Below are 16,453 nucleotides of genomic sequence, written 5' to 3' on the forward strand. Positions count from 1 at the left end.
GCGCTTACCCGTAGCGCCGCTGCAGGTCATGGAATGACAGCAGTTCGCCCGCCATCGCACTGGCGGCCACGGTGGGCGGACTGGCCAGCCAGACCTGCCCGGGCCCCGAGCGCCCGGGGAAATTCCGGTTGATCGAACTCACCGTCACCTGCCCGGCCCGTTCCGACGAACCCGGGCCGCAGTTGGCGCACGCCCCGCACGACGGTTGCAATATGCGCGCGCCGACCGCATGGAACGTCTCCATGTAGCCCTGGCGGATGCAATAGTCCCGGACGTCGGTGGTGCCAAACTGCAGGTAGAGCGTGACATGCGACGGCAGCCGCAGGCCGCGCTGCACCGCCCAGTGCAGCACCCCGTGGTACAGGTCGAAATCCTCGCGCTTGCCGGCGGTGCAGGAGCCGCCATAGGCGATATCCACGCGCACGCGCTGGTCCAGTTCGGCCAGCGGCAGGCCGTTGCCCGGATCGCCGGGGCGAGCCACCATCGGGCCGAGCGCGCCGCAGTCGAGTTCGATGGTGGCAGCGAAGGCGGCATCGTCGTCGCTGCGCATCCACGGCTCGATCACGAAATCCATGCCGCGTCGCTCCCGGAGGAAGCGCACGGTCTGCGCATCCGGCGCGACGATGCCGGTGAAGCCGCCCAGCTCGGCGCACATGTTGGTCAGCGTGGCGCGTTCGTCGATGGACATTGCCCGCACGGCGGGACCGGTGAACTCGAACACCTTGCCGACCCCGGCGCCTGCCTTGATCTCGGCCCGCGCCAGCAGATGCAGCACGACGTCCTTGGCCGTGACGCCCGGCGCAAGCGCCCCGTGGAGCGCGACGCGGATGCCCTGCGGCATGGTCATGCGGACCGCACCCGTCACGAACGCATTGGCCATGTCGGTCGTGCCAACGCCGAAGGCCACGCAGCCGAGCGCGCCGCTATGCGGGGTGTGCGAGTCGGTGCCCACCACGACCTGTCCTGGCAGCGCATAGCGCTCGGCCATCATCGCGTGCGAGATGCCTGCGGCATGGCTGCCGTCGTCGCTGCCGTCGCCGCTGAGGGAGGCTTCCTCCGTCAGCGTGCGATGGCATCGCAGCCGGTAGGCGTCGACGAACTCCCGCTGCGCCGCGCACATCCGCGCAACGTTGTCGACCAGCCCGCCACGCACATGCGCGGGGCTTTCATTGACATAGGAAGTATGGTCCTCGAATACCACGATGCGCCCGGCATCCTTGAGCCGCAGCGGCTTGCCGAACGTGGCGTGCAGCATGTGGGCGCACATGCCGGTGTAGTACTCGTGGATAAAGCGCCAGTCTGCGCGCACGAAGATGCCGTCGCCCGGTTGCGGGCCCGCCGGGGATACGGGCGTCACGGGCGTCGCCAGCAGGTGGCGGTGGACGATCTTCTCGAACAGGGTTTGCGGCGCCGCGGGCGGCGTCGCGGCTGCCGGTTCGACCTTGCCCAGGTATTGCTGGCCGAACTTCAGCAGCCCGCCGCTGAGCAGGATGGCGGCGGCCAGCGCGTCGCGCCCGGCCACCAGCGTTTCCGCGGCGATCGGCTCGCCGGCCTGCAGGCGCGCAAGCAGGCCGAAGTCGGTCGAGGTGAACAGCCCGATGTTGTCGGCGTTCTGGCGGTAGATGCGCTCGAAGCTGCGCGCGATCACCAGCCGAATGCCGGCGAGCTTTTCTGCCGCCGGGCTATGCTCGCGCGACGATCCCTTGCCGTAGCGGTTGCCCGCGACCGTCACCGAAAAGCCGCCCTCGCGGATCGCGCCGGGCGCGACCGGGCAGGTGCCGCCGACCTTGTAGCCGGTATAGGGATAGCGGCCGAGCTTGTCGTCGTAGTGCGTCAGGACCGGCACCGGTGTGATCTCGTCGGTGGACACGTCGTCGCGCAGGGGCCCGGATTGCTCAAGGGTCAGGGCCTCGCCGTGCAACTGGCGCGCCATGGCATCCGCCGAATCGGCGAGGAACAGGATGCGGCCTGGGAAATCGGGGGCGCTCATGGGGGTCTCCGGTGGCATATCGGTGGCACTTTACCGGCGGCATCGCGCCGGCATGAAGCGCTGATCCGGCATGTCTGCTATCTGGGGCTGGCATATCAGGGTTAACCCATGTGTTCGTGTGGTGCGTGCGGCAGGCATGTGCGCAGCGGTTAGTATCGGGCGACACGCGACTCGCGACCTGCCGCCCGGCATCCTGAAGACCATGCACCGCATCGACCCCGTCAATATCCAGCTGTTCCTGGCCGCGGCACGCGAAGGCTCGATCAAGCGCGCGGCGGAAACCGAACACATCGCGCAGTCGGCACTGAGCCGGCGCATCGCCGAACTGGAGCGCAGCCTCGGCGTGGTGCTGTTCGTGCGTTCGCCCGCCGGCGTGGTGCTGACCGATGCCGGCGCCCGCGCGCTCGAGCTGGGCCGCAAGCTGAACGAGGACATCGCCAGCTTCGCGCGCGAAGTGCAGGATCTTGGCGACCAGGTTGCCGGCGTGGTACGCGTGTCGGCCAGTCCGTCGGCCATCATCGGCTTCCTGCCGGAGCGGCTGCATGCGTTCAAGGCGGCGCATCCGCTGGTCGAGATCGCGCTGTACGAACGCTCCACGGCCGAATCGATCCGCGCCTGCCTCGATGACCGCGTCGACATCGGCATCGGCGTCGCGGCCAAGACGCCTGGTGGCCTGGAGTCGTGGCCGTTCGCCAGCGATCCGCTCAATGTGGTGCTGCCGTCGTCGCACCGGCTGGCGCGGCGCAAGCGCATCCGCTATGCCGAAGTGCTGGAGCATCCGCTGGTGGTGGTGCAGCCCGGCGGCGCGCTCGACCAGGAGCTGCGCGAGCAGGCAGCAAACCTGCGCCTGCCGTTCAACCAGAGCGTGACGGTGTCGAGCTTCGAAGCCGCATGCCGCATGGTCGAGGCCGGCCTGGGCATCGCCGTGCTGCCGGCCAGCGCCGGCGCTGCCTATGCCGGCACGCGCGGCTTTGTGCGCGTGCCGCTCGACGAGCCGTGGCGCGAGCGGCAACTGCTGATCTACGCGCCCTACAAGCAACCGCGGCTGCGCGCGATCGCGGCCATGATCCGCGCGCTCCAGCCAGGCACCGTTGAGGGTATGCCGGCCTGAGATATCCGGTCCAGCGGATTAGCACTCTGCCGCGCAGCGGCGCAGCACTACACTCCGACGCAAAGCCACCGCCCACGGTGCTATGTCGATAAACGGAGACAAGGAATGCGGACAACGCTGTTTCGGCGGGCGTGCCATGCGCTTGCGAGTATCACCACTCTGGCCGTGCTGGGCGGCCTGCCCGGCGCGGCCAGCGCGCAGGAAACCAGGCCGGTCAGGCTGATCGTGCCGACGCAGCCGGGATCGCAGGCCGACGCCGTGGCGCGCGCGCTGAGCCAGCCGCTGGGCAAGCACCTGGGCCAGTCGGTGGTGGTCGAGAATATCGCCGGTGCCGGCGGCGTGCCGGGCACGCAGCAGATCGTCAGGGCGCCGAAAGACGGGTCGACGCTGGGCCTGATCTCGTCGAACCACGTGATCAACCCGTTTATCTACAAGAACCTGCCTTATGACTCGCTCAAGGACATCACGCCGATCACGGTGATCGGCACGCTGCCGCTGGTGCTGGTCGTCAATCCTTCCGTCAACGCGCAGAACACCCGCGAACTGGTCGCGCTACTGAAGTCGAAGCCGGGCGAACTCAACTATGGCTCGTCGGGCAACGGCACGGTGCTGCATCTGGCCGGGCAGCTGTTTGCCAGCGAAGCGAAGGTCGATATCAGGCATGTGCCCTACAAGGGCGCCGGCAACTACACCACGGATCTCGTCGGCGGCCAGGTACAGGTGGGCTTCCTGACGGTGCAGGCGGTGCTGCCGCTGCTCAAGGCCGGCAAGCTGAAGGCCATCGCCGTGTCGACCGCGCAGCGCGTGCCGGCGCTGCCGGATGTGCCGACGCTGGCGGAGTCAGGCCTGCCGCGCTACAGCTTCGATGCGTGGCTGGCGATTGTGGGCCCCGCGGGCCTGTCGAAGTCGAATGTGTCGGCGCTGCAGTCCAGGATCCAGGCCACGCTGCAGGAGCGCGAAGTGCAGGAGCACCTGGCGGGGCAGGGCGTGGTCGTGGCGGCCACGGGTGCCGACGCGGCCGTGCCGTTCTTCCGCAGCGAGCTGGACAAGCATGCGCGGATCGTCAGGCAGGCGGGAGCGACGCTGAACTAAGGCAACGCGCCTGACACCGGGGCCCGTCGCTTGCGGCGGGCCCTTTCCCTTTTCTTTTCCGCCCCTTACAGCGCGGCGCAATCCTCGGGATCGGCGACGGCAGCACGCGGCACCGGCTTCGGCAGGCTTGCCACGGGCTTCGGTACCGCTTGCCCGAGGCCGGGAGCCATTGCCTGTCCCAGGCGCGCACCGCGTTGCAGCGCCACGTGGACGGCTCCGCCCTTGCTGCGGACGCCGAGGGCCTTGTAAAGGGCGTTGCAATGGCACTTGACCGTGGCTACTGAAACGTTCAGCTGCCGGCTGATGGTCTTGGCGGGATAGCCGCGTGCGAGCAGTACCAGGATTTCGTACTGGCGCGGCGTGAGGCCGAGTACGTGGGCCTCGCCGGGCGAACGCGGGTCGGCAACAGTTGCCGTGGTCGCAACGGCGCTGCCTTTGGCGCTGCGCTCCTTGTTGCCATTGGCACTGTCCTGGCGCGCCCCATCGTGCGATGCCGGTGAAATCCCCGGCGAAATCCCCGGCCGCTGGCTGAACGGACCCAGGCTGACCTGATAGCCGCTGGCGACCAGCCGGATCGCGGCTTCCAGCACATCGGGACGCAACGATTTCGGCAGGCAGCCCACGACGCCCGCCGTGACCTTGTCATCGATCCAGTTCTGGGGCGCGACGTCGCACAGGACCAGCAGCCGCGCCGCGGGCCAGGTCCTGCCGACCTGGCACAGCAGCTGCCATGCTGCCTCGAGATCGTCCGGCAGGCCGAGCACGACCAATGCGATGGCTTCGCCGGCAGCGCGGCGCCCCGCGAGTTCCGCCGGGGCGACGGTGACGACCTCGCCGACGGCGTCTAATTCTTCCAGCGTCCTGCGCAACGCCACCCGCAGCAAAGCGTGGGATTCAATCAACAGCACCTTCATTGCACACTTCTCTCATGCGCGCGGACGCGGCACCGCTGCCGCGGCAGGGAGCGGCATGCGGCGGGGCGCATCCGGCCCGTGGTTCAGGCGGCGGCTCGCGTTGCGACTGCCGACGCGGTGGCGTGGCTCAGCCTGGATTGCGCAAGCTCGACCGCCTGCTGGAAGCGCGCTTGCGCGAGTTGGGCAAGGCTGGCCTGCGTTTCGGACGCGATTTCGAACAGCTGCCGGGTGTAGGCGCAGGCCTTGTCGGCGGCAACGGGAGTCAGGCCGTTCTGCATGTCGAGGACCTTGCGCAGGTCCCTGCTGGCCAGCAGCGCCTGCGTGCGTTGCTGGCTTTCGTCGAAGGCCGCCTGCGCGGCCTGCAGGTTCAGCTCGGCGATCCGCTGGAAGCCGGCAAACAGGATGCTGGAGTAGGCGAAGCAGTCAGCGAAGCCGCCGTGGCTGACATCGAACTGATCGGGCGCGAAATCGGGCATGCAATGGTTTCCTTGTATCCGCCGGGGCCTGGTGCCCGACGACAGGTTTGCTGGTGGACGCACGGCCGGTGATGTGCGTCGAAGGAGACGCCCGGCGTGCTGCGTTGCATCATTCGCGCCCAATTCTAGAGTAAGCACTCTAAACAATGTGGGCTGCAAATCTAGGGGGATTCCCCGATGGTTTCGGCGTCAACCTGTCGTGCTCGTATGAAGGTGTGTCGTTCACCAGCGGCTACTACGATGTCGATATCCGCCATGGCTACGCGCACTGGTGGACGCTGCGGTGCGAGACAATCGCGCCGCTGGCTTCTCCCACCTATCTCGAAAAGCGCCGCGCGTGGCGCGCTTTCTCGCCTGGCTCGACCGCCAGTTGCCGGCGCCGCGCTGAACGCGTGAAGCCCCGCCGAGCGGCCGGCCGGGTGAACGAAGCGGCGCGCTTCGGGAGCGCCGCCGCCGACGTTTGAAAATGTCTCAGCAATAGCTGAGGCAGACCGCGTTGCGGCCCACAGGCGCATCGCCCTGGTCCTTCCCGCTTGCGCGGGAAGGACCTTCACATCCCGGCCAGGGCGTGACGCAGCAGCAGTGCCGACAGCACGAACATCGTCACGCCGATCAGCCCGTCCAGCACTCGCCAGGCCCACGGCCGCGCAAACCACGGCGCCAGCCAGCGCGCCCCGAATCCCAGCAGCCCGAACCAGAACAGGCTGGCCGAACTCGCGCCCGCCACGAACCAGCCGCGCAGCGCCGCCGGCTGCTGCGCGCCGATGCTGCCGACCAGCAGCACCGTGTCGAGATAGACATGGGGATTGAGCAGCGTGAACGCCGCCGCCTGCGCCAGCGCGGCACCGCGGCTCAGGCCGTCGTGTCCGGCCGCCGCGCGCAACTGGTGCGGCTGGCGCGCGCGTTTCAGGGCCCGCCATCCGTATAGCGCCAGGAACGCGGCACCTGCCAGCGCCAGCGCGCGCGCCAGGCCGGGGCTTTCGCCCAGCGCTTGCGCCATGCCCATGACCCCTGCCGCAATCAGCAATGCGTCCGCGACGGCGCAGAACAGCACCACGCTGCCGACATGCTCGCGGCGCAGGCCCTGGCGCAGCACGAACGCGTTCTGCGCGCCGATGGCGACGATCAGCCCCAGGCTCAGGGCCATGCCCTGGAGCGAGACCGACAACGGAAGCAGCGGGAGAGAATAAGTGGCGAATGGCGTCATCATGGGCGCAGCTTGCCTGCCTGCACCAATGAAGACAAACTATCTTTACTTTATTCAGTTTAGAAAAACTTAAGGACTTAAGGCGATGCTGGACTACTCGGCGCTCTCCGCACTGGCCGCCGTGGTGCGCGAAGGCAGCTTCGAGCGCGCCGCGCGCGCGCTGCATGTCACGCCATCGGCCATTTCCCAGCGCATCCGGCTGCTGGAAGAGCGGCTGGGCTGCGCGCTGGTGGTGCGCGACCAGCCGTGCCGTGCCACGGAGACGGGGCGCAGGCTGTGCCAGCATGTCGACCGGGTGCGGCTGCTCGAGCAGGACCTGCAAGGCGCGCTGCCGGCACTGGCGCCTGCGGGCATCGCGCGCGTCGCGCTGCCGATCGCGGTGAATGCCGACAGCCTGGCGACCTGGGCCGCGCCGGCCATCGCAGCCTTCGCCGCGGCCAGCCCCGTGCTGATGGAAGTGGCCGTGGATGACCAGGATCACACCACCGAATGGCTGCGCAGCGGCGCCGTGCTGGCCGCGGTGACCGCGACGGCGCGCCCGGCGGCGGGCTGCAACAGCCGGCCGCTCGGGGCGATGCGCTACCTGGCGGCCGCCAGCCCGGCCTTCGTGCGGCAGCATTTTGCCGGCGGCGTGGGAGCCGGCACGCTGGCAAAGGCCCCCAGCCTGGTGTTCAACACCAAGGACGAACTGCAGGTGCGCTGGGCGCGGCGGCTGTGCCATCGGCACGTGGAGTTGCCCCGGCACACGCTGCCTTCCTCGCAGGCATTCGTGACCGCGGCGCTGGCCGGCATGGGCTGGGGCCTGCATCCGCAGTCGCTGATCGCGCAGCATCTCGGCGACGGCTCGCTGGTCGAGCTGGTGCCCGGCACGCCGCTGGACGTGCCGCTGCACTGGCAATACGCGCGTGCCGCGTCCGGCCTGCTCGACGGCCTGAGCCGCGAGGTCCTGGCCGCCGGCCGCGCCGCGTTGCTGGCGCCCTGACTTGCCTGCGGCAATGCGCCGGCGTGCCGGTGTCAGTCGTGCAGGTGCTCGTCCACGAAACGCCGGAACAGCGCCATGCTCGGCGCCTCGGTCCGGCCCGCCAGCGTGAAGAACGCATAGCGGGGGCCGTCGTCGACCGCGGGCGTGGTCGCCAGCTCGCACAGCTTGCCCCCGGCGATTTCCGTCCGCACCGCCGCGACGATGCTGAACAGGATCGCGTCCGAGACCAGCACGGCCTCCACGAGGCTGCGCACGTTCTCGCAGCGCAGGCTCAGGCAATGCTCGGGGTCGGCACGCGGGCCGAAGCGCTTGACCAGCCCGCGCGCGACTTCCGGGCTCAGCAGCGCCGACGCCAGCGGATAGCGCATGACATCGTCGAAAGTCACGGGCTCGCCGGCGGCGGCCTGCTGCAGCAGCGGATGGCCCGCGCGGCAGATGAAACGGCCCTGAAGCTGCGCCAGCAGTTCATGGCGCAGGTCGGTGGCCGGCGCCACGCTGGTGACCTCGACGATGACCGCGTCCAGTGTGCGCTGGCGCAGCTGGATCATCAGCGCGTCGGAAGTGCCGAGCGACACCGCCACCTGGATGCCGGGGTGGTGCATGGCCATGTGGCGCAGAAAAGGCGTCATCAGCACCGCGCCGGGGCCTGCGCCCAGCCCGACGCGGATGGCGCCGAGGTGGTGGCGGTGGAACAGTTCGACGCTGCGATGCAGCTCGGCCTCCTCGAACAGCATGCGTCGGGCCCGCTCGGCGATCAGTTCGCCCAGCGGGGTCAGCACGTTGCGCCGGCCATGTCTGTCGATGAGCTTGCCGCCGAGCTCGTCCTCCAGCGCCTGGATGCTGCGGCTCAGCGCCGACTGGGTCAGGTGCAGCCGTTGCGCCGCGCGGCTGAACGATTCCACGTCCGCCACCATGAGCAGGTGCCGCAGGTGTTTGAGGTGCATCGATACCTTGTGAATGAGTTTTATGAATAAATTTTAGACGAGTAATGCATTGGACACATAGCAGGCCGCCCGATACGATCCGTCGCACAAACACACACAAAGCGACGCAAGGCGCCGAGGAGACTGCCATGACCCGAATCCGATACCAGAACATTGCCCGCCGGCTGCTGCGCGCGGCGGTGACCGGCCTGCTGTGCGCGGGGCTGGCGCCGGCCTACGCCTATCCTGACCGCCCCGTCACGATGCTGGTGCCGTTCCCGGCGGGCGGCCTGTCGGACGTGGTCGCCCGCAACCTCAATGCGCCGCTGGGCCGGCAGTTCGGCCAGCCGGTCATCGTCGAAAACCTGGGCGGGGCCGGCGGTGCGATCGCCGCGCAGAAGATGCTGCATGCACCGGCCGACGGGCACCTGCTGCTCCAGGCCGGTCCCGGCGAACTGGTCACGACGCCGCTGGCGAACGCGGCGATCAAGTACAAGAGCGAGGACTTCCGGCTGGTCCACATGGTCGGCGCGGTCGACCTGGCCATCCTGGTGCGCAAGGACCTGCCGGTGAAGGATGTCGATGAACTCGCGGCCCATGCCGCGCAGGCGGCCCGGGCGGGCAAGCCGCTGACGTATGCCAGCGTGGGCATCGGCTCGCTCTACCACCTGCTGGGCGCGCACCTGTCGCAGACCATCGGCGCGCCGATGACGCACGTGCCTTACAAGGGCGGCGCACCCGTGATCCAGGACCTGGTGGGCGGCATCGTCGATATCTTTATCTCGCCGTTCGGCAAGCCCGACATCGAGCGCATGCGCACCGGCCAGGTCAGGATGCTGGCGGTGCTGTCTCCGACTCGGCTCGACGCGGTCAGGTCCGTGCCGAGCGTCAATGAAAGCAGGGCGCTGCGCGGCTTCAACTACTCGACCTGGGCCGGCGTCTTCGTGAAGAAGGACACCGCCGAGCCGGTGGTGCAGGCGCTGCACAAGGCGCTGGCGCAGACGCTGGCCGACCCGGCGGTGCGTGCCAGCCTGGATGCCGCGAACCTGCCCGCGTCCCGTCCGGCATCGCTGGCGGAAAGCCAGAAGGCCTACCAGCAGAGCATCGACCAGTACCGCGGCATCGCGCGTGCCATCGGCCTGCAGCCGCAATGAAGGACGCCGTGCATTCCCTGCTGGCAGCGCTGCGGGACAGCGCGGAAGCGTTCGTTGCCATCCGCCGCGATCTCCATCGCCATCCGGAACTTGGCTTCGAGGAACACCGCACCAGCGACATCGTGGCCAGCCTGCTCGCCGAATGGGGCTATGAGGTGGAGCGCGGGCTCGGCACCACCGGCGTCGTTGGCCGGCTGCGTCGGGGCAGCGGCGGCCGCCGTCTCGGCATCCGCGCCGACATGGACGCGCTGCCGATGGCCGAAGCCACCGGGCTGCCCTATGCCAGCTGCCATCCCGGCGTGATGCATGCCTGCGGGCACGACGGGCATACCGCCATGCTGCTTTGCGCCGCCAGGCATCTGGCGCGGCACGGCAATTTCAGCGGCACGCTGAACCTGATCTTCCAGCCGGCGGAGGAAGGGCTGGGCGGTGCGAAGCGGATGATGGAAGCGGGGCTGTTCGACAAGTACCCGTGCGATGCCATCTTCGCCATGCACAACGTGCCCGGCACGGCGCCGGGCCGCTTGCTGCTGCGCCAGGGCGCCGCGCAGGCCTCGGCTGACAGCGTGACCATCACGCTGGCTGGCATCGGCGGCCACGCGGCGTTCCCGCACAACGCCGCCGACCCGGTCGTGGCCGGCGCTTCGATCGTGATGGCGTTGCAGACCATCGTGGCGCGCAATGTCGATCCGCTGCAAACCGCGGTGGTCACGGTGGGCGCGTTCCAGGCGGGCACCGTCTCCAACATCATTCCCGCGCAGGCCGTGCTCAGGCTGAGCGTGCGCGCGCTGGACCGGCGCGTGCGCGACCAGCTCGAGCAGCGCATCCGCGAACTGGTCGCCGCGCAGGCACAGAGTTACGGCGTGAAGGCGCGGATCGACTACGAGCGTGGCTATCCGGTGCTGGTGAACACGCCGGCGGAAACGGCGTTGGCAAGCCAGGTTGCGCTGGAGCTGCTGGGGTCCGGCCAGGTCGACTGCCAGGCGCCGCCGATCGCTGCAAGCGAGGACTTCGCCTTCATGCTGGACGCGGTGCCCGGCTGCTACCTGTGGATCGGCAATGGCGAGGGAGCCGAGGGCGGCTGCATGGTGCACAACCCCGGCTACGACTTCAACGACGGCAACATCCCGGTTGGCGCGGCGTACTGGGCGCTGCTATGCGAGCGCTTCCTGGTGGACCAGCCCTGGCCGGCGCACGTGGCGAGCGCGGCGGAATCGGCGCGCGGCTAGGCCAGCCCGCCGCTCTGCTGCAGGCACTATGGTGCTGCCGTGGCGGCTATCAGCCAGGTGATGATGAAGGAGGCGAAACCGCCGAAGATGGTGACCGCCAGGTCGCGGGAGGAGGCTTGCGCCTGACGCGCAACGCCTGGCGCAAGCCTCCGCACTACATCACCCGGCCGAACCACCACAGCGACAGCAGCCCCGCCATCGCTGCCAGCAGCGCGCCCAGCGCGGTGAAGAACGCGGTGACTTCCACCTGGTCGCGCTTGTCGAGGGCCAGTTTCGCGTTGAGCGCGCTGTACACCTTCTTCAGCTGCGCCGTGTCTTCCAGCCGGAAGTACTCGGCTCCGGTTGCGTTGGCGACCTGCTTCAGCACCTTTTCGTCCAGCCTGACGCGGGCCGACATGCCGTCGACCGACAGCACCACGCCCTCTGGCGTGCCGACGCCCACGGTATAGACGCGCACGCCGTAGGTGGCGGCCAGCTCCGCGGCCTGCAGCGCGCCCGGGCCGGCGTTGCTCTCGCCGTCGGAGAACACCACGATCGCGCCCGCGGCGTACGAGCCGGGCGTGACGGGCTCCGTGTCGCTGTCGCCGGAGGACGAGGAGGCGCTGCCCGGGCCTGCCGGCTTCTTCGGCTGCGGGTTGTCGTCATTCATCAGGCGTTCGGCCTCGTTGGTGGCCTGCGGCAGCAGCGCAGTCAGCGCGATCAGCACGCCATTGCCAAGCGCCGTGCCGCCCTGCGGCTTCAGGCGCTCGATGGCGGCAGCCACGTCGTCCTTGCTGCGGGTCGGGGCCTGCGCCACGGCCGCGGTGCCCGCCATCGCCACCACGCCGACGCTGACGCTGGCGGGCTGGTCTTCGAGCAGGACCCGGGCGGCCTGCTGCGCCGCGCGGATGCGGGTGGGCTTGATGTCCTGCGCGCGCATGCTTCCGGACAGGTCGATGACCAGGATCACGGTCTTGATGCGCGAGGGCAGCGTCAGCAGGGCCTGGGGCCGGGCGATGGCGACCAACAGCGCGGTCAGCGCCAGCAGCGTCAGGGCCGGTGCCACATGGCGGCGCCAGCCCGCGCCGCCGCGCAGGGGCACGCCGACAGACTTCAGCGCGGGATAGTGCACGGTCGCGCGCCGGCGCCGCGCGTCCAGCCACAGGTAGCCGCCCGCCAGCACCAGCACGGCCGCGAGCCCCCACAGCATGCTCGGCCACAGGAAGCTGAAGACGGGCAGGCGGGTTATCGCATCGGTCATGCCGCCCCCCTGGCGGTTCCTTGCCGGTGGCGCCGCTGGCGCGTGAAACTCAGCAGCGCCAGGTCCAGCCGGGCGTAGGTCGACAGCGTCAGGCATTGCACGCCGGCGCGCGCGAAGGCCTGGTGCAGCTCGGCCTCGCGCGCCTCGGCCACCGCGGCGAAGCGCTTGCGGAAAGCCGGGTCATGCGTGTCGACGAAGATCTGCTCGGCGCTCTCGGCGTCCTGCAGCACGACCAGGCCCAGGTCGGGCAGCGCCAGTTCGAGCGGATCGACCAGCCGCACCGCGACCACTTCATGGCGCCGCGCCAGCATGCCGAGCGCTGCCTGCCAACCCGTCGCGCTGATGAAGTCGGACACGACGAACACCACCGAGCGCCGCCTGGCCACCAGGCGTGCCTGCTCCAGCAGGTCGCGCAGGCGGGTCTCGCCAGGGCAGGCCGCCGGCGTGGCATGCATGCGGTCGAGCACGTGCAGCAGCTGGCGCCTGCCCGAACGCGCCGGGATCACGGTCGCGGCCTTGCCGGTGGCGCCGCCATGGAGCACGGCGCCGACGCGGTTGCCATAGCGCGTCAGCAGCAGCGCCATCACCGTGGTGAAGTCGGTGAGCAAATCGCGCTTGCGCACCGTGCCCGAGCCGAACTCGACCGACCCGCTCAGGTCCAGCACGAACCACGCGGAGACATCACGGTCTTCCTGGAACTCGCGCACGTGCGGGGTTTGCAGCCGCGCGGTCACGTTCCAGTCGATATGGCGCACGTCGTCGCCGGGGCGGTATTCGCGCAGGTCGGCCAGGTCCAGCCCGAAGCCGCGGAACAGCGTGCGGTAGTCGCCCTGCAGCAGGCCGTCGAGGCGGCGCACCACGGTCCATTCGAGCCGGCGCAGCAGGGCCTCGGTCTGCTTCGACCCGACCGCGGCCACTGCGGCGTTGGCGCCTGCGGGGGCCGCGGAGGCCACCGCGGCCTCCGCCTGCCGGCGGCGCCTAGCGCTCAGCCGCCCGAACATGGGATTCCAGCGGCCGCTCGGGGACCGGCTGCGCCTGCAGGATGCGGCCGACAAGCTGGTCGGCCGTGACGCCATCGGACATGGCCTCGTAAGACAGCGCCAGGCGGTGGCGCAGGACGTCGGGCACCAGGTCGGCCACGTCTTCCGGCAGCGCATAGTGCCGGCCGCGCAGGAAGGCCAGCGCGCGCGCGCCTTCGATCAGGCCGATGGTGGCGCGCGGGCTGGCGCCGAAGGCGATGTAGCGGTCCATGTCTTCGACGCCGTAGCTGCCGGGCTTGCGCGTGGCCGCGACCACGCGCACCGCGTACTGGATCAGCGCGGGATCGACATAGACCTTGCGGCACGCCTCCTGCAGCTCGGCCAGGTGCTCGGGCGTGGCGACCGCGCCCACGTTGATGCGCGGGCCGGTGACGCGGTTGACGATCACGACTTCTTCTTCCTCGCTCGGGTAGCCCACCAGCACCTTCATCATGAAGCGGTCGACCTGTGCCTCGGGCAGCGGATAGGTGCCTTCGGTCTCGATCGGGTTCTGTGTGGCCATGACCAGGAAGGGCGAAGGCACGCGGTGCGTCTCGCCGGCGATGGTGACCTGCTTTTCCTGCATGACTTCGAGCAGCGCACTCTGCACCTTGGCCGGCGCGCGGTTGATTTCGTCGGCCAGCAGCAGGTTGGCGAAAACCGGGCCGCGCACGGTGGAAAACTCCCCGGTGCCCTGGTTATACATGCGCGTGCCGATCAGGTCGGCTGGCAGCAGGTCGGGCGTGAACTGGATGCGCTTGAACGTGCCGCTCATGGTCCGCGCCAGCGTGTTGACCGTCAGCGTCTTGGCCAGCCCCGGCACGCCTTCGACCAGCAGGTGCCCGCCGGCAAGCATCGCCACCAGCACACGTTCGAGAAAGTGGTCTTGCCCCACGACCACGCGCTTCACCTCGTACAGCAGGCGTTCCATCAAGTCTGCGCTGTCCGCAGCGTCCCTGGCTTGGTCGTTCATAGGCCCCCACGTTTCAGAAAGGAGAAGATCCGATGGCAACGCCGGCGCTCTCGATGGTGACGGCAAAGCCGATACCGAGGAAAGTGCCGCTCTGGTTAGGGTTGAGGATGGCGGTGACGATGCCGATTACTTCGCCGTCCATGTTCACCAGCGGCCCGCCCGAATTGCCCGGGTTGGCGGCTGCGTCGAACTGAATGAGCTTGTCCAGGCTCTGCTTGCGGTCGGGCGAGACGAAATGGCGGTCGAGCCCGGAAACCACGCCCGCCGACACCGACGGGCCGATGCCGAAGGGGAAGCCGACCGCCACGACTTCGCTGCCGGGCGCCAGTTCACGGCTGGAGCCGAGTGTCGCCGCCGGCAGGTCGTCGGGAATGGTCTTGGGCCGGACCACGGCGAGGTCTTTTTCGGGGAAGGCCTGCACCACGGTGGCTTCGGCCATGTGGCCATCGTGGAACCTGACCTCCAGCCGCTTGGCATCGGCGACGACGTGGTAGCTGGTCAGCACCATGCCGGTTTCGGTCACGACCACGCCCGAGCCGATGTGGCGCGCTTCGCGCTTGCCGCCGGCCGGATCCTTGCCGGCGGGCGGTTCGCGCCTGGCAAGCTCGTCCTGTGGCGCAGGCTGCGAGGCTGGCGACGATTTGCGCCGTGTGGCAGGGGGATCACGCTTGGCCTTCGGCGCCGAGGCCGCTTCCACGGGATCTTCCTCCAGCGTGTAGCTGCGGATCTCGACCACCGATTCGCGGACCGCCTCGGCCGCCCTGGCGGTGCGCGACGGCAGGCTCTTGGTCTGCAGTGTGTGCAGCACCGCGGCGTCGATATCTGACTGCTTGAGCACGCGTGCTGGCGGCTGCGACCGCAAGGCGATGGCCGCGCCCGCTGCGACGACCACGACGACCGCCGCCGAGACCAGCCCGTAGATCGTCACCCGTTTCATCGCAGCCCCCCAGGTCCCGTCCCGCCTTAAAAAATACAGTACCATCCTCTTAACCACGCGCCAAGGAGCAGGGCATGCAGTTTCTCTGGCCGCAGATGCTCTGGTTGCTGCTGGCGCTCCCGGTGCTGGCAGCTGCCTACCTGTACCTGCTCGCGCGGCGCAAGAAATCCGCCCTGCTGTATGCCAGCCTTGCGCTGCCCCGCGCCGCGCTCGGCCCGCGCCAACGCCTGCGGCGTCACATCCCTCCATTGCTGTTCCTGGTCGCGCTGGGCGCGGCGCTGCTGGCGTGCGCGCGGCCCACCGCAACTGTCACGCTGCCGTCCGACACCATCACGCTGGTGCTCGCCATGGACACCTCGCGCAGCATGGAGGCCACCGATGTGCCGCCCACGCGCATCGCCGCGGCGCAGCAGGCCGCGCGTGACCTGATCGTGGGGCTTCCGGCCAGCGTGCGGCTCGGCATCGTCTCCTTCGCCGCCACCGCGACCGTGGTGCTGCCGCCGACCAGCAACCGCCAGGACATGCTCGACGCGCTGGATCGGGTCCAGCTGCAGCGCGGCACCGCCACCGGCAGCGGACTGATCCAGGCGCTGGCGGTGCTGTTTCCCGACGACGGCATTGACCTGGAGGCGATTCTCTTCAGCGACAGCGCGGCCCTGTTCGGCCGCGCGCCGTCGCTCGACGAGGCCGCCGCCGCGGAGGCCGCCCGCAAGCGCGAGCAGGGGCGCCAGCCGATGCAGCCGGGCGCGTACCGGCATGGCGCGGTGATCCTGCTCAGCGACGGCCGCCGCACCACCGGCCCGGACCCGATCGACGCCGCGCGCATGGCGGCCGAGCGCGGCGTGCGCGTCTATACCGTGGGCTTCGGCTCGCCCCAGGGCGGCGGCGTGCCGGAGTCGAGCCTGGCGTACTTCATGCAACTCGACGAACCAGCGCTGCGCGCGGTGGCGACGCTGACCGGCGGCGAGTACTTCCAGGCGGGATCGGCCGCCGACCTGACCAAGGTCTATCGCCAGCTCAGCGCCCGTTTCGCGCTGGAGCGCCGGGAAACCGAGCTCAGTGCGCTGTTGTCGGCGGCAGCGGTGCTGCTGCTGGTGCTGGCATCCGCGCTGTCGCTGCTGTGGTTCCGGCGCTGACCGGCCGCTGACCGACGTGCGCAAGCGCAGGCTGCATCACGCCCTGAGGGGCGTAGCGGTCATTTCATTG

General features: G+C 69.4%; 15 protein-coding genes and 1 pseudogene. 7 read left to right on the forward strand and 9 right to left on the reverse strand.

The window, feature by feature from the left end:
* Window positions 1-4: 4 nt before the first annotated feature.
* Window positions 5-1,990, reverse strand: a complete 1,986-nt coding sequence (locus VSR71_RS15440; protein WP_342914727.1) for an aconitase family protein — start codon at window positions 1,988-1,990, stop codon at window positions 5-7.
* 202 nt (window positions 1,991-2,192) lie between these two features.
* Between VSR71_RS15440 and VSR71_RS15445 the strand changes: the two genes are divergently transcribed.
* Window positions 2,193-3,101 (forward strand): LysR family transcriptional regulator, encoded by a 909-nt coding sequence (locus VSR71_RS15445; protein WP_342914728.1) that lies wholly within the window; start codon window positions 2,193-2,195, stop codon window positions 3,099-3,101.
* 105 nt (window positions 3,102-3,206) lie between these two features.
* Window positions 3,207-4,193 carry a tripartite tricarboxylate transporter substrate binding protein gene (locus tag VSR71_RS15450; protein ID WP_342914729.1) on the forward strand — a complete coding sequence of 329 codons (987 nt, stop codon included), beginning with the start codon at window positions 3,207-3,209 and terminating at the stop codon, window positions 4,191-4,193.
* Between the two features lie 65 nt (window positions 4,194-4,258).
* Here the strand turns inward: VSR71_RS15450 and VSR71_RS15455 are convergent, their stop codons facing one another.
* The gene (locus VSR71_RS15455) at window positions 4,259-5,107 is read right to left on the reverse strand and encodes a response regulator transcription factor (protein WP_342914730.1); all 849 of its coding nucleotides are present in this window, start codon (window positions 5,105-5,107) and stop codon (window positions 4,259-4,261) included.
* 83 nt (window positions 5,108-5,190) lie between these two features.
* Complete coding sequence (phaP, locus tag VSR71_RS15460; RefSeq protein WP_342914731.1) at window positions 5,191-5,583, reverse strand: TIGR01841 family phasin; 393 nt, start codon at window positions 5,581-5,583, stop codon at window positions 5,191-5,193.
* A 146-nt stretch (window positions 5,584-5,729) separates the two neighbouring features.
* Here phaP and VSR71_RS15465 point away from each other — a divergent pair.
* Window positions 5,730-5,912: pseudogene (locus VSR71_RS15465) on the forward strand (LysR substrate-binding domain-containing protein); the annotation flags it as partial.
* A 221-nt stretch (window positions 5,913-6,133) separates the two neighbouring features.
* Here the strand turns inward: VSR71_RS15465 and VSR71_RS15470 are convergent.
* A complete protein-coding gene (locus VSR71_RS15470) occupies window positions 6,134-6,793 on the reverse strand; it encodes a LysE/ArgO family amino acid transporter (RefSeq protein ID WP_428979410.1) in 660 nt (219 codons plus the stop codon).
* 82 nt (window positions 6,794-6,875) lie between these two features.
* On the opposite strand from VSR71_RS15470, the gene VSR71_RS15475 reads away from it, so the two are divergent.
* On the forward strand, window positions 6,876-7,772 hold the full coding sequence (locus tag VSR71_RS15475) for a LysR family transcriptional regulator ArgP (RefSeq protein WP_342914732.1): 897 nt from the start codon (window positions 6,876-6,878) through the stop codon (window positions 7,770-7,772).
* Between the two features lie 32 nt (window positions 7,773-7,804).
* Here VSR71_RS15475 and VSR71_RS15480 read toward each other — a convergent pair whose 3' ends face one another.
* Entirely contained in the window at window positions 7,805-8,716 is a 912-nt protein-coding gene (locus VSR71_RS15480) for a LysR family transcriptional regulator (protein WP_342914733.1), read from the reverse strand.
* 128 nt (window positions 8,717-8,844) lie between these two features.
* Between VSR71_RS15480 and VSR71_RS15485 the strand changes: the two genes are divergently transcribed.
* Both VSR71_RS15485 and VSR71_RS15490 read left to right on the forward strand, forming a co-directional pair.
* Window positions 8,845-9,849 carry a tripartite tricarboxylate transporter substrate binding protein gene (locus tag VSR71_RS15485; RefSeq protein WP_342914734.1) on the forward strand — a complete coding sequence of 335 codons (1,005 nt, stop codon included), beginning with the start codon at window positions 8,845-8,847 and terminating at the stop codon, window positions 9,847-9,849.
* The gene (locus VSR71_RS15490) at window positions 9,846-11,078 is read left to right on the forward strand and encodes a M20 aminoacylase family protein (RefSeq protein ID WP_428979411.1); all 1,233 of its coding nucleotides are present in this window, start codon (window positions 9,846-9,848) and stop codon (window positions 11,076-11,078) included. Before VSR71_RS15485 ends, VSR71_RS15490 begins: the two co-directional genes overlap by 4 nt.
* Window positions 11,079-11,232: 154 nt before the next feature.
* Here VSR71_RS15490 and VSR71_RS15495 read toward each other — a convergent pair whose 3' ends face one another.
* Genes VSR71_RS15495 through VSR71_RS15510 form a run of 4 tightly spaced genes read right to left on the reverse strand, consistent with a single transcriptional unit; the run spans window position 11,233 to window position 15,247 of the window.
* Window positions 11,233-12,318, reverse strand: coding sequence for a vWA domain-containing protein (locus VSR71_RS15495; RefSeq protein WP_342914735.1), 1,086 nt, complete (start codon window positions 12,316-12,318; stop codon window positions 11,233-11,235).
* Window positions 12,315-13,319, reverse strand: a complete 1,005-nt coding sequence (locus tag VSR71_RS15500) for a DUF58 domain-containing protein (RefSeq protein WP_342914736.1) — start codon at window positions 13,317-13,319, stop codon at window positions 12,315-12,317. The genes VSR71_RS15495 and VSR71_RS15500 overlap by 4 nt, the downstream gene beginning before the upstream one ends.
* Window positions 13,297-14,310, reverse strand: a complete 1,014-nt coding sequence (locus VSR71_RS15505; protein ID WP_342914737.1) for a MoxR family ATPase — start codon at window positions 14,308-14,310, stop codon at window positions 13,297-13,299. The genes VSR71_RS15500 and VSR71_RS15505 overlap by 23 nt, the downstream gene beginning before the upstream one ends.
* 13 nt (window positions 14,311-14,323) lie before the next feature.
* On the reverse strand, window positions 14,324-15,247 hold the full coding sequence (locus VSR71_RS15510) for a trypsin-like peptidase domain-containing protein (RefSeq protein WP_342914738.1): 924 nt from the start codon (window positions 15,245-15,247) through the stop codon (window positions 14,324-14,326).
* Window positions 15,248-15,321: 74 nt separating this feature from the next.
* On the opposite strand from VSR71_RS15510, the gene VSR71_RS15515 reads away from it, so the two are divergent.
* A complete protein-coding gene (locus tag VSR71_RS15515; RefSeq protein ID WP_342914739.1) occupies window positions 15,322-16,383 on the forward strand; it encodes a VWA domain-containing protein in 1,062 nt (353 codons plus the stop codon).
* Window positions 16,384-16,453: the final 70 nt, after the last annotated feature.

This window comes from Cupriavidus oxalaticus, assembly GCF_038900635.1.
GTDB classification, from domain to species: Bacteria; Pseudomonadota; Gammaproteobacteria; order Burkholderiales; family Burkholderiaceae; genus Cupriavidus; species Cupriavidus oxalaticus_B.

What these genes read in the sequence shown, in the direction of transcription:
- VSR71_RS15440 (WP_342914727.1), bottom strand. Translation starts at nt 1,990, where the DNA reads ATGAGCGCCCCCGATTTCCCAGGCCGCATCCTGTTCCTCGCCGATTCG.
- VSR71_RS15445 (WP_342914728.1), top strand. Translation starts at nt 2,193, where the DNA reads ATGCACCGCATCGACCCCGTCAATATCCAGCTGTTCCTGGCCGCGGCA.
- VSR71_RS15450 (WP_342914729.1), top strand. Translation starts at nt 3,207, where the DNA reads ATGCGGACAACGCTGTTTCGGCGGGCGTGCCATGCGCTTGCGAGTATC.
- VSR71_RS15455 (WP_342914730.1), bottom strand. Translation starts at nt 5,107, where the DNA reads ATGAAGGTGCTGTTGATTGAATCCCACGCTTTGCTGCGGGTGGCGTTG.
- phaP (WP_342914731.1), bottom strand. Translation starts at nt 5,583, where the DNA reads ATGCCCGATTTCGCGCCCGATCAGTTCGATGTCAGCCACGGCGGCTTC.
- VSR71_RS15470 (WP_428979410.1), bottom strand. Translation starts at nt 6,793, where the DNA reads ATGATGACGCCATTCGCCACTTATTCTCTCCCGCTGCTTCCGTTGTCG.
- VSR71_RS15475 (WP_342914732.1), top strand. Translation starts at nt 6,876, where the DNA reads ATGCTGGACTACTCGGCGCTCTCCGCACTGGCCGCCGTGGTGCGCGAA.
- VSR71_RS15480 (WP_342914733.1), bottom strand. Translation starts at nt 8,716, where the DNA reads ATGCACCTCAAACACCTGCGGCACCTGCTCATGGTGGCGGACGTGGAA.
- VSR71_RS15485 (WP_342914734.1), top strand. Translation starts at nt 8,845, where the DNA reads ATGACCCGAATCCGATACCAGAACATTGCCCGCCGGCTGCTGCGCGCG.
- VSR71_RS15490 (WP_428979411.1), top strand. Translation starts at nt 9,846, where the DNA reads ATGAAGGACGCCGTGCATTCCCTGCTGGCAGCGCTGCGGGACAGCGCG.
- VSR71_RS15495 (WP_342914735.1), bottom strand. Translation starts at nt 12,318, where the DNA reads ATGACCGATGCGATAACCCGCCTGCCCGTCTTCAGCTTCCTGTGGCCG.
- VSR71_RS15500 (WP_342914736.1), bottom strand. Translation starts at nt 13,319, where the DNA reads ATGTTCGGGCGGCTGAGCGCTAGGCGCCGCCGGCAGGCGGAGGCCGCG.
- VSR71_RS15505 (WP_342914737.1), bottom strand. Translation starts at nt 14,310, where the DNA reads ATGAACGACCAAGCCAGGGACGCTGCGGACAGCGCAGACTTGATGGAA.
- VSR71_RS15510 (WP_342914738.1), bottom strand. Translation starts at nt 15,247, where the DNA reads ATGAAACGGGTGACGATCTACGGGCTGGTCTCGGCGGCGGTCGTCGTG.
- VSR71_RS15515 (WP_342914739.1), top strand. Translation starts at nt 15,322, where the DNA reads ATGCAGTTTCTCTGGCCGCAGATGCTCTGGTTGCTGCTGGCGCTCCCG.